The 16,412-nt window shown below is 41.5% G+C and carries 8 protein-coding genes; 4 read left to right on the top strand and 4 right to left on the bottom strand.

What is annotated here, in order from left to right; all coding sequences use genetic code 11:
- Positions 1–231: 231 nt before the first annotated feature.
- The 4 genes from QZ576_RS04475 to QZ576_RS04460 form a co-directional block, all read right to left on the bottom strand.
- Positions 232–1,836 carry a RagB/SusD family nutrient uptake outer membrane protein gene (locus tag QZ576_RS04475; protein WP_297094499.1) on the bottom strand — a complete coding sequence of 535 codons (1,605 nt, stop codon included), beginning with the start codon at positions 1,834–1,836 and terminating at the stop codon, positions 232–234.
- A gap of 20 nt (positions 1,837–1,856) precedes the next feature.
- The gene (locus QZ576_RS04470; protein WP_297094497.1) at positions 1,857–5,234 is read right to left on the bottom strand and encodes a TonB-dependent receptor; all 3,378 of its coding nucleotides are present in this window, start codon (positions 5,232–5,234) and stop codon (positions 1,857–1,859) included.
- Between the two features lie 93 nt (positions 5,235–5,327).
- Positions 5,328–6,506, bottom strand: coding sequence for a FecR family protein (locus tag QZ576_RS04465; protein WP_297094495.1), 1,179 nt, complete (start codon positions 6,504–6,506; stop codon positions 5,328–5,330).
- Between the two features lie 114 nt (positions 6,507–6,620).
- Entirely contained in the window at positions 6,621–7,181 is a 561-nt protein-coding gene (locus QZ576_RS04460) for a sigma-70 family RNA polymerase sigma factor (protein WP_297094493.1), read from the bottom strand.
- Positions 7,182–8,200: 1,019 nt separating this feature from the next.
- On the opposite strand from QZ576_RS04460, the gene QZ576_RS04455 reads away from it, so the two are divergent.
- The 4 genes from QZ576_RS04455 (at position 8,201) to QZ576_RS04440 (ending at position 16,407) form a co-directional block, all read left to right on the top strand.
- Positions 8,201–11,380 carry a TonB-dependent receptor gene (locus tag QZ576_RS04455; protein WP_297094491.1) on the top strand — a complete coding sequence of 1,060 codons (3,180 nt, stop codon included), beginning with the start codon at positions 8,201–8,203 and terminating at the stop codon, positions 11,378–11,380.
- 18 nt (positions 11,381–11,398) lie between these two features.
- Positions 11,399–12,988: a RagB/SusD family nutrient uptake outer membrane protein gene (locus QZ576_RS04450; protein ID WP_297094489.1), complete on the top strand. Its 1,590-nt coding sequence runs from the start codon at positions 11,399–11,401 to the stop codon at positions 12,986–12,988.
- Positions 12,989–12,999: 11 nt separating this feature from the next.
- Positions 13,000–14,844 (top strand): hypothetical protein, encoded by a 1,845-nt coding sequence (locus tag QZ576_RS04445; protein ID WP_297094485.1) that lies wholly within the window; start codon positions 13,000–13,002, stop codon positions 14,842–14,844.
- A gap of 81 nt (positions 14,845–14,925) precedes the next feature.
- Positions 14,926–16,407: a cellulase family glycosylhydrolase gene (locus QZ576_RS04440; protein ID WP_297094483.1), complete on the top strand. Its 1,482-nt coding sequence runs from the start codon at positions 14,926–14,928 to the stop codon at positions 16,405–16,407.
- Positions 16,408–16,412: the final 5 nt, after the last annotated feature.

Here is a 16,412-nt window from a genome sequence, read left to right as displayed (position 1 = left end):
ATAGTCAATACGTTTAAATGACACATTGAAAAATATTCAAAAAAATCAGACTTTTTAATAACACAAAAATTTTGTTGTTTTTTGCACCAACACTTCGTCAATGTTTAACCGGAAACAAATAAATAGAACAGAAGCATTTACGTTTAAATGAGCTTTTGTTTAAGAAGGGAAAAAGGATTGATCCTTTTAATGCGACAAAACCATTTTCAGGATCAATCCTCTTTTCTATTATTAATACCCCGGATTCTGGGCTCCTTCCAGAGCTGTATTCACGGTCATTTCGTATTCAGGAATAGGTAATAATTCATTTTTACCTTGTTCGTAACCGGCTCCTTGCGGCTCGTAGTAACCACCAGAACCATTCGGCACCATTTTACCCTGATCTTTAAGCGCTTCATAGGCATCACCCCAGCGCTGAAGGTCCATGTATCTTACCATCTCAAAAGAAAACTCAAGTTTTCTTTCAGTTTTAATATCTTCAAATAAAGCGCTGCCACCCGATGAAACAGGATCAAGACTTACTCTTTCGCGCACCATATTTACATAAGATCTGGCTTTATCATCGTCAGCTCCACTTTTACGATTTTGTGCTTCTGCAGCCATTAAAAGTACATCAGCATAACGGATCATTCTTACGTTGGTACCAACATTCGAAAATTGTGACCAAGGATCAGCGCCACCACCTTCCGACATAAAACCGAGATATTTCATATCCAGGTAACCATCTGATCCGTAAGGAACAAATCCGGCAGGAGTTTCGTAAGATGCTCCCATAGCCGCCAATTCATCAGGACCTATTATTGTTGCTGCTAATCGAACATCATCACCTTCCTCAACAAACCAATCGTATGTTTCTTTATGCGGGTTGATAAATCCCCATGACAATGGAAACAGATCAAGCATAAAGAATGTAGGTGCAGGTAAATACTCCGGACGCGGACCATTCATCACAATCCAGCCACCCAGACCACTTTCTCCACCAAAAGCACCGGCAAACGGATCGGCATAACTTAAGGTGGAGGCATAATTCAGTTCAAAAACAGACTCAACGCCGTGCTCCGAATCCTTCCTTAATACCTTTGCATAATCAGGGAAAAGGCCATATTCGCCCGAACTGATAACCTGTTCGAATGTTGCGGCAGCTTTGTCAAAATCTTCTTTAAACAGGTAATGTTTACCCAACATGGCCTGAACAGATCCTTTACTCAACAACTGCTGGTATTGTGCAGGCATTGCACTTCTTACCGGTAATGCGGCAATTGCTTCGGTAAGATCGGCTTCAATTTGAGCATTAATTTCTGCCATTGGAGTGCGTGGCTGATTATATTCTTCAGGACTCAGTTGAGTTAAAACCAGCGGAACTTCTCCCCACAAATTGGTTAAATAAAAATATGCATAGGCCCTTAAAGCTTTGGCCATTGCTACAAACATTGCCTTTTCTTCTGTATCAACCGCCGAATTATTAATAACCAAATTCGATCGGTTTATACAATTGTACATCCATTCGTAATAGCCTCTAATTGCTGAAGTTGTTGGAGTATAGCGATATTCATTTAATTCTTCCAATGTTCCTCCATTATCACCACGAGCACCGCCTCCGGCATATGATTCGTCTGATAAGGCATTCAGCATATAAATATGGTTAAATCCCATTCCTCCTTGCCATTCATCAAAAACAGCCATAAGTGCTTCAAAAACCTGGTCATCGGTTTGGTAAAATGATTCTACTGTTTGTACTCCTCTTTGATCGTATTCCAGAAAATCTTCTGAACATCCAAAAGACAACAGAACAAGTACAATGAAGATCTTCGAAAATTTATATATCATAGTTTTCATTTGCATAAATTTTAGAATAATTAAAATGTAATATTTGCACCGAATAAATACGTTCTGGTGAATGGATACATTCCCCTGTCGATACCAAGACTATTTACGGTAGAAGCTCCAACTTCAGGGTCAACTCCCGGATAGTTTGTAAAAGTGTGTAGATTCTCAACAGATACATACAACCTTAAACTGTTAATAAACGCTTTACTAACAAGGTTTTTAGGCAGTGTATATCCGAGCTGTACTTGTTTTATTTTCAGGTAATTTCCTCCAAATACCATTAAATCGCTATGCCATGCATTCGATTCGGTTGCGGCACCCGGCATTGTTGCGTCGGTGTTACTTGGTGTCCAACGATCGTCGAAATAAACCTGAAGTTTATTAAAATTCAATCGGTCGGTTCGTACCATTCCCAACATTACGTCGTGTCCTGATGCTCCCTGCAAAAAGGCTTTAAAATCAAATCCTTTGTACGAGAAGTCAAGATTCAATCCATACATTAAAGTTGGAATACCACTTCCTATGTAGGTTTTATCTTCTGACGAAACTGTTTTAACAGTTTCTCCGTCTTTGTTGATGTATAACGGATTTCCTGTTTCCGAATCAATTCCGTTTGTTTTATATCCATAGAAATACCAAATCGGGTTACCAACATCAAAACGGGTAGCTGTTTCAAGGTTTATCGAAGCTCCTGTTAAATAAGGTTGGTTAGGGTTCATGTAAGTTACTTCGTTATGAAGCGTTGACAGGTTACCACTGATATTGTAATTAAAATCGCCTAAGTTGTTGCGGTAACTCAAATCGAATTCGAAACCACGGTTCTCAACATTACCTGCATTAACTGTTGTTGCAGCATTCCCGGCAATAAGCGGAGGCGTTCCGGTTGTTAAAAGGTCTTTGGTCTTTTTTATGTAATAGTCGGCAGAAAAAGAAATACGATCCTGTGCAGCACGTATTTCCAAACCAATATCGGTTTGCTCACTGGTTTCCCATTGCAGGCTGGCGTTGCTAAGGTTTGCCGGAGCGGTTCCGGTTCCCATGCTGGTAGATTCAGTACTCACCCAATATGGATAAGATCCTGTTGTTGAAAGAGGTGCACCATATTGATAACTTCCAAGGTTTGATAAACTACCGTTTTGTCCCCAGCTACCACGCAGTTTTACAAAAGTTATTGGAGTTCCTTCCGGAAAGAAATTTTCTCGGGAGATTACCCATCCGGCAGAAAATGCAGGGAAAACACCCCAGCGGGTATCTATTGGAAGAATATCAGATCCTGCTCCGTCGCGGCGCAAACTGGCCTGGAATAAATATTTGTCATCGTATTCGTAATTAACACGACCAAAGTACGATACTTTACGGGTAAGTGTTCTTGAACTGCTTACATCGTCAGTTGGATCGGCTGCCAAAAATTCAAGATCATCATATAACGGACTGTCTTGAGTTAGCGGACTACCACTGGCACTTAAATTATTTAACCGGTTCTGATCGGATGACATACCTGCCAGAACGGTCATGTTATGCTTGTCGATTCTTTTGTTATAAATCGCAAAGTTTTCCCACTGCCAGTAAGTTGTCATCATTGTAGCTTCGCTTACGCTCGATATCAAATTATTGGTTTGTGCATCGTAGTAATAAACCGGGCTGTAATTATGAGTTCGTATCCCGGTAACATTTCCACCAAATCTACTGGTAATGTTTAAACCGTCAATGGGCGAAAACTCAACAAAAACGTTTCCGAAAAGATTGTTACGTTCAGTTAAAGGATAAGTTGCATCTCTTGTAACAAACGGGTTTGCGGTACTGGTAACATACTGAGATACACCGTAAATATTTCCGTCAGGATCTTTTAAGAATTTGTATCCGTTATCAATATTTTCCTGTACAATTGGTGGATATTCACTTTCGCTTTGATAGGCAACCGGGGTTAACGGATCGAGCATTAATGCACTGGTAATAACCGAAGTGTATTCGCTGTTTTCTGCAACCGATTTTAGACTTGTTTTTGAGAATGTTACGTTGTGTCCAACTTTTACCCATTCATTAATTTTATAATCAGAGTTGAAAGTAAAAGTGTAACGTTTAAAATTATCCTTGTCTCCAACAACAACTCCATCCTGATCGAGATACGAAGCCGAAAGCATAAACGAACCTCTTTCGCTACCACCGGTAAACGATAAATAATGTTTTTCGGTTGGTGATGGTTCAAAAATTTCATCCTGCCAATCGGTATCATACGGATCGTTTAATGCCGATTCTGGTAATGTACCTGCTTCTGTCATATAGGTTTTGTAGTCAGCGGCATTTAACACATCAACTTTACGAGCCTGTGTTTGAATGCTGTGCTGAAATTCGTACATTATTCGACCTCTTCCTGCACGTCCGGTTTTTGTTGTTACCAGAACAACACCGTTGGCACCTTCGGCACCATATATCGCAGCTGAAGCTGCATCTTTTAACACTTCAATATTTTCAATATCATTTGGATCAATCGAGCTCAGATCCGGAACTTTTGTACCGTTAACAATGTAAATAGGTTCTGACGAACGGTTAGAGCCATATCCCCTAATCCTAATATTCATTGCAGCACCAGGCGCGCCCGAGTTTTGGATAACCTGAACTCCTGATGTTCTTCCCTGCAACGCCTGTTCTGCCCTTGCAATGGATTGATTTTGCAGATCTTCGGTTTTAACACTTGAGATCGATCCCGTTACAACGCTCTTCTTCTGAACGCCATAACCAACGGCTACAACCTCCTCAATACCTACAACATCACTTTCCAAAACCACATTAATTTCCGTTTGGTTGCCAATAGGAACTTCCTGCATCTTCATTCCCACAAACGAAAATTGCAAAATCGCAGCATCTTCGTCTACTTCAAGCGTATAATTACCGTCGATATCAGTTATGATACCAACGGTAGTACCCTTTACCACTACCGATACGCCTGGTAATCCTTCACCGTTTTCGTCGGTTACATTACCCTTAATGGTCTTTTTTTGTGGAACAGGCTCATCAAGAATATCCGGTTCTACTTTTGTTGAATCGGCCGGAACGATAACGATGACTTTATCGCGAACTTCGTAAGTCATATTTGTTCCTTCCAAACACTCATTAAGGATTCCTTCGACTGTTGTTTCTGTAAAACTGCAATTAATGTTTCCCAGCTTTTCAATATCGTCGACATTGTATACGAAAGTAAATTCGCTTTGCTCCTTTATGTCTTTGAAAAGATCCTGCAGTGTGCCATTTTCAATATTCACATTTAAACGAGTAGTCTGCGAATACGAACTAGCTGTTGCCTGAAGAATAATGCAGCAAATTAACACCAAGGTTAGTCGCATAATCAGCAATAATTTTCGAAACTTTTCGCGGTACCGAAAAATTTCAGTTACGTTACTTTTTTTCATAAGTTTACACAGTTTTAGTTTATTAAATTTATTTCTGCAGCAACAGAAATATGTAACTATTACAAAACGGGAGATATTGGCGTATTTCCCGTTTTAGTTTTTAAAGTTTACAATCGTAATGGTTTCATCGGTTAGTTCAAATTTTACTTTTTTAGTTAGTTCTATAATTTTTGTTATTTCGTTTATTTCGTCGTAACGTTTTACATCAACCGAAAAGCGTAACTCTTCCAGCGCCGGGTTGGCAAATTCCACATCAATGTTATACCACCGTGCAACATCTGTAAAAATCTCTTTTAAGGTGTTGTCTTCGAACAAAATACGTCCTTCTTTCCAGGCAATGTACTGGTTAACATCAACCTGCCGCACTGCCGAATTTCCTTCTTCGGTAATAAATTGCTGGCTGGGTTTTAATAAAAAGGTCTGATCGGTTGTGGTACTTGTAACATTTACTTTTCCGCGTACCAAAGTTGTAGTTGCAGTTTCTTCGTTGCGGTAGCCCCGAATGTTGAAAGCTGTTCCCAACACCTGAACAGTCATATCGGCAGTGGTTACAATAAAAGGTACTTCCTCGTTGTGTGCCACATCAAAAAATGCTTCGCCTTCGATAAATACCTCGCGTTTATTTTCGGCAAAAACTACCGGGTATTTTATGGTTGTTTCGGAATTTAGCCAAACATTGGTTCCGTCGGACAAAGTGAGTTGATACTCGCCACCACGCGGAATTTCAATGGTATTATATTTTAGCTGGCGTTGTTTAACGCGCTTTTTATTCGGTTGGTAAACAACCTTATTTGTATCGGATGAAATGGTTGTTCCGTCCGACTCTGTAAATTCTGTTCTTTTGTTTTCAAGGTTTACAACAGTTCCGTCGGCCAATTTTAAAATGGCTTTGCTTGTTCCGGGATTAATGGCCAGCTGCTGTAAAGGCTCTTCATCGATGGCAACAAACTGCTGATGCGCAAAATAGTATACACCAAAAAGCAAAACTGCAGCGGCAGCAACTCGTACCAAAATATGGTTTAATTTCCGGGTTTTGGTTTGGTTAATTTTGTTCTGAAATCCGATAAACGCCTTTTCGGTATTATAGCTTCCGAGGTCTTTTAAACTTTGTGAGAGATTTTCGCCGTATTTGAGTTTTTCGTATAATAAATAATTGCGGGAATCCTGTCTGAACCATTCCTCCAACTGCTGCTGTTCTTTTTCAGTTAGCGGTCGTTCTTTTTCGGCAAGAATAATTTCGGCAATAGTATGTCCTTGCAAGAATTCGTTCATCCTCAACTTAATTAGATTAGTGTAGTTAGTAACTTGCTATTTTGGCAAGCTGTTAATTGTATAACACCAAACCCTAATTAAGCGGGTGACACCAACATCAATTTTTTTCGGAATTTAAAAAAACAAGGTGTAAAAAGCAGGGCGCAAACTGTCGCGAAGGGTGCGGTACGACTTAAGTTTTAAAGTTTTTACCGTATTTATTGAAACACCGATAACTTTTGCAATTTCTGAATTAGTGAGACCTTCCATACTCATTAAAATAATATTTCGGCGTTCGGGCGAAAGTGCTTTTATGGCCATGTAAACCTGCCGGTGCACTTCTTCTTCCACCATAATTTGCTGAATTGACGGATCGCCATTGGCAACATTCAGTTGTTTTAATTCAGGATTTTCGGATTTATTGTCAAACTTATTATTTCGAAGTGCATTTAAGCTGGCATTTTTTGCCGATAAATACAGATAGGCAACCAACGATCGTTTGGAATAAAACTTTACATCGCTTTTCCACATTCGAACAAATAGTTCCTGAATCAAATCTTCAGATTCCGATATGTTTTTTGTAATTCGATAAGAGAAGCGGCATAAAGAAGGGAAGAAAGAATCGTATAAATATTTGTAGCCGTCTTTCTTTTTGAGGTTCACCAATTCCAGTACATGATCGTCCGTTACGTTCATATTCAGTTTAGATAGATGAGTAGTTCATTACAAATATAAAATTTTTATGTTATCACGACACATTGAAAGTGATTATTATCAGTTTTTCTTTTTTGCCCGAATAGAATCAAGAATTGTCCTTCAATTTTTTGATGAACTATCGTAAAAAATAAAAATGTTACTGTTTTGTTGCCATCTGTCAAAACACCTTAATTAAAATACTGATAATAAACTCGTTGATAAATTCCTTCTAAAATCGATGCTAAATCGCCACCACTTTTATGAAACAAACAAAACACCTCTTTTTAACATTCGAACAATTCCTTTAACAAGTCATATCGTCTTCCGATACATTTTTTAACGGCCCTTGCAATTATTGACATAATTTTACATTCAGATTAGTAAGACAAGAAAAAATGATCGACTAATGAATCGAAACACAGATTGAATTTAGCCGCAGATCATTTCTAGAAACAGAAGATCTTACCTCGTTCACGACTAAAAAATAGTTTAGTTAGATATAAGTTAGTTAGTTAGTTAGTTAGTTAGATGTTTTCTACAGATTTAAGTCACTTCGGGCAGGCTACACTGGCCTGCCCGGAGCTTAAATCACCTTCGCTAATTTTATTTTTTTCGCATACCTCGATTTCAATCTTCACTTTTGAATCCCAAATAAAACTGTTCAAGTACATGTCCAACCTCATCATTTATTCACCAGCATTGTAAATCAGTTAAAAACATTACTCACTTCCACCCTATTAAAACACTTGAAGAACAACATTAAAATCACAAATCATAACACCCTACATAACAACATATTAAAGCCATTTTTACAACCACCCATTTACAAACCCAACAGCTATTTTTAACATTCCGCACAGTAGCTATGTACAAATTGAACACACAACCAAAACATTTTTGCAGGCTTTACTTTTTCTTCCAATCTACTTTTACGCTGAACTAAATTTTAATCGGCACGACGATGAAAGTCTGAAATGCTGATCGCGATCAATAAACTTTAATAAATTAAATCTAGACGTATGAACAAGACATGCAGTTACTGGAGTTTTACAGTGAACTCCGTGGCGAAATCAGCAAAAGTACTGCTCAGTACAAGCTTGTTGGTTTTAGCTATTTTATTTGCAAATCAAGCGCTGGCCCAATCCAATGAGAAACAAATCTCAGGGACAGTGACCGAAGCTGAATCCGGCGAAACTCTTCCCGGTGTTTCAATTGTTGTACAGGGAACTACTAACGGAGCGGTTACTTCAATCGACGGAACTTTTAATCTGACAGTTAAAGAAGACGATGTCCTGCAAGTATCATTTGTAGGATTTGTTCCTCAGCAAATTCCGGTTGCCGGAAAAACCAATTTCACCATTGCTTTAGAAGCCGACGTTGTTGGTTTGGAAGAAGTTGTTGTGGTTGGCTACGGTGTACAGAAAAAGAAATTATTGACCGGTGCTACCGTTCAGGTAAACGGTGAAGATCTTCAGAAAAGGAATACCACCAGTGCTTTGCAAGCCTTGCAGGGACAAACTCCGGGGGTACAAATTACCTCTACTTCGGGCCAACCGGGTGCGGGTTTAAAAGTTACCATTCGTGGTTTGGGTACCATTGGTAATTCAGGACCTCTTTATGTAGTTGACGGTGTTCAAACCGGAGACATTTCGTATTTGAACAACGCCGACATCGAAAGTATCGACGTATTAAAAGATGCAGCCTCGGCAGCTATTTACGGTTCGCAGGCAGCGAACGGTGTTGTACTTATTACTACCAAATCGGGATCGAAAGGAAAAGCACAAATTTCGTTCGATGCTTATTATGGAGTTCAAAATCCTGCTCGTAAAGTTGATCTGCTGAATTCGCAGGAATATGCAGTAATCATGAACGAAACCGCCATTAACTCGGGTAAAGTTCCCTATTTCACTGCCGACGAGGTTGCTGCAATGGGCGAAGGTACCGACTGGATGGATGAAATGTTTTACGAAAACGCAGTTACACAAAACTACAACCTTGGTTTAAACGGTGGAAATGATAATTCGACTTACTCTGTTTCAATGTCGTACACTGAACAGGAAGGAATTGTAGGCGGACCTGATGTTTCGGATTACGAACGTTATAATTTACGTATCAATTCAGAACATAAATTGTACGAAGGTTTTCTGAAAGTTGGTCAGCACCTTACCATGAGTTATGTTGAAAGCAACGGAATTGGCGTTGGAAACCAGTACAACAACACATTGCGCGGCGCATTTGGCGTTAGTCCTTTCCTACCAATGTACGACGACGATAGCAACTACCTTAACAATACCGAAGGTGCCAATGTAATGTATAACGGAGAAGTATGGGAACCATGGGCGATTGGCGAAAGCAACCCTTATGCAGGAATGATGCTGAATAACCAAAGCAAAAACAATAACCAGAAAGTTTTTGGTGATATCTATTTCGAATTTCAGCCACTGAAAAACCTGAAATATAAAACCACATTAGGTTTTGATTACTACGTAAGTGAAGGTCGTTCTTACCGACCAATTTATGAACTATCTGTTTACGCATTCCGCTTGCACGATGGCGCCAGCCAAAGCATGAGCAAAGGATTAGCTTTAACCTGGGATAACATTTTAACTTACGACTACAGTGTTAACGATCATTCATTCTCGGCAATGGTTGGTACATCAGCTTACCGCAACCGCGGTTCGTGGGTAAATGCCAGTAACTCCGACCTGATTATTTCAGACCTTGATCATGCTTATATCGACAATACCACCAATACCGACCTTACTTTATTAGGTTACGGTGGCGGGCCATTCGACGAATCAATGCTACTCTCGTATTTTGGCCGTTTAAGTTATAACTACCAGGAGAAATATCTTTTTAACGCTACATTCCGTCGCGATGGTTCTTCGAAATTCGAAGAAAGCAACCGCTGGGGTAACTTCCCTTCGGTATCGTTAGGCTGGGTAATGTCGAACGAAGATTTTATGGAATCAACCAGCAATGTGCTCGATTTCTTTAAACTACGTGCCAGCTGGGGACAGGTGGGTAACCAAAGTATTGGTGCATGGCAATATTTGGCACCTATCACCACTTCGAATACCAACTATTACTTTGGTACGGCCGATTTCGATGCCGCCGGAAATACTCCGGGAGCTTATCCAAGTCGATTGGCCAACCCAAGCTTAATCTGGGAAACATCGGAACAAACCAACCTTGGTTTCGATGCCCGAATGATCGACAGCAAACTGGGTATTAATTTCGACTGGTACAACAAAAGCACAAAAGACTGGTTGCTTGAAGCTCCAATTTTGGCTACGGCAGGTGCCAACGCTCCATACATTAACGGTGGTACCGTAAAAAATACCGGTGTTGAACTGGCGCTGTCGTGGAACAGCAACATCGGCGATTTCAGATACTACGTAAGCGGTAACGTTGCTTATAACAAAAATGAGGTGACCGAAGTACCAACTTCCGACGGAATCGTGCACGGTTTAACAAATATGTTATACGATAACTCGCTCGAATTCTACCACCGTGCCGAAACCGGTTATCCTATCGGATATTTCTGGGGATGGGAAACCGATGGTATTTTCCAGAATATTGAAGAAGTAAGCTCGAACACCAGTTCAAGCGGAGCAGTTATTCAACCTTCGGCACAACCGGGCGACCTGCGTTATATCGACCAGAACGGCGACGGTACTATTAATGATGCTGATAAAGTAATGATCGGTGATCCAAATCCGGATTACACTTTTGGTTTTAATTTAGGCTTCGATTATAAAGAATTCGATTTCTCATTGTCGGCCAACGGTGTTGCCGGTAACCAACTGGTTCAGTCGTACCGCAACCACACCAATGCCAAAAGCAATTATACCACCGAAATTCTGAATCGTTGGCACGGAGAAGGAACATCAACTACAATTCCTCGTGTAACAGAAACCAACATTAACTACCTGTTCTCTGATATTTTTATCAAAGACGGCGACTTTTTGCGTATCAGTAACATCACAATGGGGTACGATTTCTCAAAACTGATCAATAGCAATTACCTGAGCCAGTTCAGGGTTTACGGTTCTGTTCAAAACGCTTTTACTTTTACCAAGTACAACGGAATGGACCCGGAAATTGGTTACGGAGTTGAAAACGGTTCGGCAGGTGTCGACCTTGGGTATTACCCACGTCCGAGAACCTTCCTTGTTGGAGTAAACGTAAAATTTTAAAAACGGAGGGAAAGAATTATGAATAAACTTAAAATATATATAGCGGCTTTTGCAGCCATTTTACTGGCTTCGTGCTCTGAAAGCTTTTTAGATAGCGAACCAATTACTTCGCTTACTGATGCGAACTTTTATAAAACCAAAGCCGATGCCGATATGGCGCTGGTAGGTTGTTACGATGGTGTTCAAGTTATTTACGCCAACGGTGTAGCCTTCCCGGTTGTTTCGGAGGTGTTGTCTGACAACTGTTTTGGAGGTACCGGTTATGTTGACAGCTACAATTACCAGTTGCTCGATGAATTTGATATTGCCCGTTCTCCCGGCGATGTTGACTTGTTTAACGATACATGGAAAGCTTACTACAAAGCAATTTACCGTACCAATGTTCTGATTCAGAAAATGGATCAGATTGAATGGGACGGTGACGAAGCTGCCCGTAATGCCGTAGAATCTGAAGCCAGATTCCTGAGAGCTTATTCTTATTTCGATATGGTTCGTTTGTTCGAGCGTATTCCGCTTTTAACCGAGCCTTCGAACGAAAATATTCCGCAGTCTGATCCTGCAGCAACTTACCAGGTAATTGCCGAAGATTTACAGTTTGCTGCCGCCAATGGTGCTGAAACTGTTAGTCCGGGCCGCGTGAACAAATGGGCTGCAAAAGCCATGTTAGCGCGTGTTTACCTGTTTTACACCGGTTTTTACGGAACCGATCTTCCGGGAGTAACAAAAGCCGAAGTACTTCAGGGATTGGAAGATGTTATTGCCAGCGGAAATTATTCATTGATCGAAGAATTCAAAAATCTTTGGCCGGCGGCTTCTACAACGGTTAACGAAGCGGGCGACGATTTGGTAACTACTTACGCCGGAAAAGACAACGCTGAAACTGTATTTTCAGTGAAATACAACATCACTTCCGATTATAACGGAAACACCGACGGTAACCACTGGATGGTGATGTACGGATTACGCACGCAGTCGTTCTCTCCTTACGGACAAGGCTGGGGTGCCGGTACTGTGCTTCCTGCATTGTACAATACTTATCAGGAAACTGATGCGCGTAAAACGGCATCGATTATTGCAGTTGCCGAAGAAGGATTGGATTTCGATAATTCGGACCAACGCGAATACACCGGATATGCGATTAAAAAGTATACACCAATGTCGTATCCTGACGGACGCTCGATTCCTGAGGCCAACGGTGCTTCAAACTTTATGATCGGTCAATTCCAGGATTACGTAGTAATGCGTTATGCCGATGTACTATTAATGGCTGCTGAGCTGGGAAGCACAAATGCTCAAACTTATTTCGACCAGGTTCGTGAACGTGCCGGATTAGGCAGCATTGCGGTATCAGAAGCAAATATTTTGAAAGAACGTCGTCTCGAATTTGCCTTTGAAGGAATTCGCTACTGGGATCTTTTACGTCAGGGACTCGACGCTGCCGGCGATGCGCTTGCAGTAAATACCCGAGTATTAGACGGTGGTGCTGAAATGACAAAAGTTATTTCGAAACAAAACTTCACTGACACAAGAGGATTCCAAATGATTCCACAAAGTCAGATTAGTTTATCGGATGGTGTATTAACTCAAAATCCAGGTTGGAACTTTTAAAAACTAAACAGATGAGAACAAAAAAATTCAATCTATATACAGCTCTTTTAGGATTGATTCTGGCTTTTACCGCCTGTCAACCTGAAGATTACTCGATGGGTGATATTCTAACAAAAGATCAGCTGAATTTCAGCATCACCCAAAATCCGGATGATCCAAACATGATCATTCTCGAAAGTCTTACACCCGGTGTTACACCGCTTTGGCAAACACCAATGGGACGCTCTACTTCGTTAAAAGATACAGTAAAACTGCCTTTCGAGGGCAACTATAAATTTGTTTACGGTGTTGAAAGCCCGGGCGGTTATGTTCAGGCCGATACATTCAATTTAACATTGACTACCATGAACCTGAATTACGTAAACGACCCGCTTTGGGAAATGCTTTCAGGTGGTGTTGGTAATTCAAAAACATGGTTACTCGACCTCGACGAGAACGGAGTTAGCAAATATTTTGCAGGCCCGCTATATTTTTACGGAACCGAAAACGGCTGGTTAGCCGGTGGCGACGCAGGTTGTTACGGTGCCGACTGCTGGAACTGGAATCCTGACTGGCCGGGCAACTCGTGGTTAATGGGCCAGGGCGATTACGGAACCATGACTTTCGACCTGATTGGCGGAGCTAACGTTTCGGCTGATCACCTGATGATTTCATCAAGAGGATCGGAACAAGGAACTTACTTCCTGGATGCTGATGCAAAAACACTGAGCATGACCGATGCCGCTCCGTTACACGACGAAGGCCGCGACGGACAGGTTGTAAACTGGGGCGCTCTGAAAGTGATGTCGCTTACTGAAAATACAATGCAGCTGGCCGCACTTCGCGATGAAGCATTATCTGGCGAAGGACCATGTTTGTTGGTTTACAACTACATCAGCCAGGAATATGCCGACAGTTGGGTACCTGAAGTAACTGAAGATCCGGAACCAACATTACCTGACGGATGGCAAGACGATATTTCGCAAACGGTAAACACAAATATTGTTTGGAAACTTTCAGAAAGTAATCCACTCGATTGGGCAAACCTCGACGGTTCGATGATGAACGGCTGGCAAGCTCCTGAAGATTACCCTGATTGGCTGGGAACTCCTGATCCTGCTGTTTACGGCGACTTCTCGATGACAATGAACTCGGCCGACAACTCAGTAGTTTTTGTAACGCCTGACGGAACTGAAACTGCCGGAACGTATTCATTAGATGAAAAAGGTATTTACTCGTTTGATGTAGCTGTACCATCATTTACAGTTATAAGCTGGGCTAGTTTTTATGCAGATGCCAACAACCAGTTGCGAATTCTTCAAATCGAGAAGGATGCAACAGGTGCAGTTACCGGCATGTGGGTTGGAGCAATTGACGCTTCAAATCCTCAGTATTCGGCTTTCCACCTTGTACCTTCATCGGGAAATGACGGTGGTGGCGAAGAGCCTGAAGGAACCGAGGTTGCATTCGATAACAGCAAGCTGGTAATTGGCGATTTGGAAGGCAATGGTAACCTGCGATTGGAATTATTCAACGAGTATGGAAGCACAAAAGCTGATCCACCACTCGATGCTGCTTCAATAGTTTTCGACAACCGCATGGAAATTACCTTCACCATATCAGGAGTTAGTTTTATTGACGGTGCTGCCGGAAGTTATCCTACCAGCATGATTCTTTCCGATCCGAATTGGAGCGGTTACTGGGGAGGCGGTGCCGGTGAAGTACAGGTGAACGGCGACGGAACCTACACTGTTTACTGTGATGCTCCTAATTTTAACACTGCCTTTGTTTTTGTAATCGATATACAAGGCATGGCCGCAGATATAAGTGATATGGACGCGGTTTCGGTAACAATCGATAAAATGACAATGTACTAACAACAATTAACCTGCGGAGTGTAGAAGCTCCGCAGGTTTTATTAATTTTTAGAATAAAAACCACTATCTATTATTATCAGCATGAAGCTAACTGTTCGATTATTACTCTTACTTTTTATCGTTGCACTCGGATCGTGTGGCGATGATGACAGCCCCGTAAACCCTCCCGATGATTTCACTCCTGAATTGTCGGCAACTCCTTTGAGTTTGAACTTTGATCAGAACGGTGGCACCGAAACGATTTCCATCACGTCGAATACCACATGGAATATAAGTAGCAATGCATCGTGGTGTACTTCGGCCCTGCAAACCAGCAAAAACAACGCTACAATTAATATCAGTGCCGAAGCCAATACCGTTGAGGAAGAAAGAACGGCCACAATTAGCATCTCTGCTGAAGATGTATCAACAATTACAATAGCAGTAACACAGGAAGCAAAAGAACCTGAAATTATCGATCCGGAAAATCCGGATTCAATTGCCGCCGATATGACCGGAATGAATAGTAACGCCATAGCACTGGCCTCGCAAATACAGGTAGGCTGGAACATGGTAAATACCCTGGAGGCTATTGGTGGAGAAACCTCTTGGGGAAACCCAAAGGCTACAAACGAATTAATGGCTGCTGTTAAAAATGCCGGATTTAGTGCCGTTCGTCTGCCCTGTGCATGGGACCGGTATTTAGAAGACCAAACCTCGTATAAAATACAAGAATCGTGGCTCGACCGCGTACAGGAAGTAGTCGATTATTGTATCGACAATGATCTTTATGCCATTCTGAACATCCACTGGGATGGAGGCTGGATGGAACAAAACTGCATTCCTGATAGTCAGGAAGCAGTGAATAACAAACTGGAAATTATCTGGAAACAGATTGCCATAAGGTTCCGCGATTACGACGAGCACCTGCTTTTTGCCGGAGCTAACGAACCAAATGCCGATGAACAGGAAAATGTAGATGTGTTGAACGTTTACATGCAAACCTTTGTTGATGCAGTTCGCTCAACCGGAGGAAGAAATGCTTACCGTAACCTGATCATTCAGGCACCAAATACCGATATTGATAAAGCCGACCAGTTTATGACAATGCCAACCGACCGGGTTGATGATCGTTTATTGGCCGAAGTGCACTATTATACACCCTGGAATTTCTGCGGTTTGGAAGAAGATGCAAGCTGGGGAAAAATGTTCTATTTCTGGGGCGAACCTAACCATGTTGAAGGCGCCGACGATCGCAATGCCAATTGGGGCGAAGAAGATGTGGTGGAATCGCAGTTCCAAAAAATGAAAGCCAAATTGGTAGACAACGGAATTCCTGTAATTTTGGGCGAATTTGGAACCATTTACCGCGACCTTTCGATGTATCCTGAAGGATGGCAGCAAAAACACGATGAATCACGCGCCTATTTTATGGAAACAGTTGCCCGCAAAGCGAAAAACAATGGGCTGGTGCCATTCTGCTGGGACAATGGTTTAATTGACCGCAACAGTTATGAAATTATCGATTCGCTTTCGTACAACAGTCTGATACAGGGAGCTGCTGACGGTTCGTATCCATTTTAAACTGA

Origin of the sequence: uncultured Draconibacterium sp., from assembly GCF_913060805.1 — a bacterium.
GTDB lineage: Bacteria > Bacteroidota > Bacteroidia > Bacteroidales > Prolixibacteraceae > Draconibacterium.
This window is presented reverse-complemented; position numbering and strand designations above follow the sequence as displayed.

Excerpts from the sequence above, each read along its gene's own strand:
- QZ576_RS04460 (WP_297094493.1), bottom strand. The coding sequence starts at position 7,181 with ATGAACGTAACGGACGATCATGTACTGGAATTGGTGAACCTCAAAAAG.
- QZ576_RS04475 (WP_297094499.1), bottom strand. The coding sequence starts at position 1,836 with ATGAAAACTATGATATATAAATTTTCGAAGATCTTCATTGTACTTGTT.
- QZ576_RS04440 (WP_297094483.1), top strand. The coding sequence starts at position 14,926 with ATGAAGCTAACTGTTCGATTATTACTCTTACTTTTTATCGTTGCACTC.
- QZ576_RS04445 (WP_297094485.1), top strand. The coding sequence starts at position 13,000 with ATGAGAACAAAAAAATTCAATCTATATACAGCTCTTTTAGGATTGATT.
- QZ576_RS04465 (WP_297094495.1), bottom strand. The coding sequence starts at position 6,506 with ATGAACGAATTCTTGCAAGGACATACTATTGCCGAAATTATTCTTGCC.
- QZ576_RS04455 (WP_297094491.1), top strand. The coding sequence starts at position 8,201 with ATGAACAAGACATGCAGTTACTGGAGTTTTACAGTGAACTCCGTGGCG.
- QZ576_RS04470 (WP_297094497.1), bottom strand. The coding sequence starts at position 5,234 with ATGAAAAAAAGTAACGTAACTGAAATTTTTCGGTACCGCGAAAAGTTT.
- QZ576_RS04450 (WP_297094489.1), top strand. The coding sequence starts at position 11,399 with ATGAATAAACTTAAAATATATATAGCGGCTTTTGCAGCCATTTTACTG.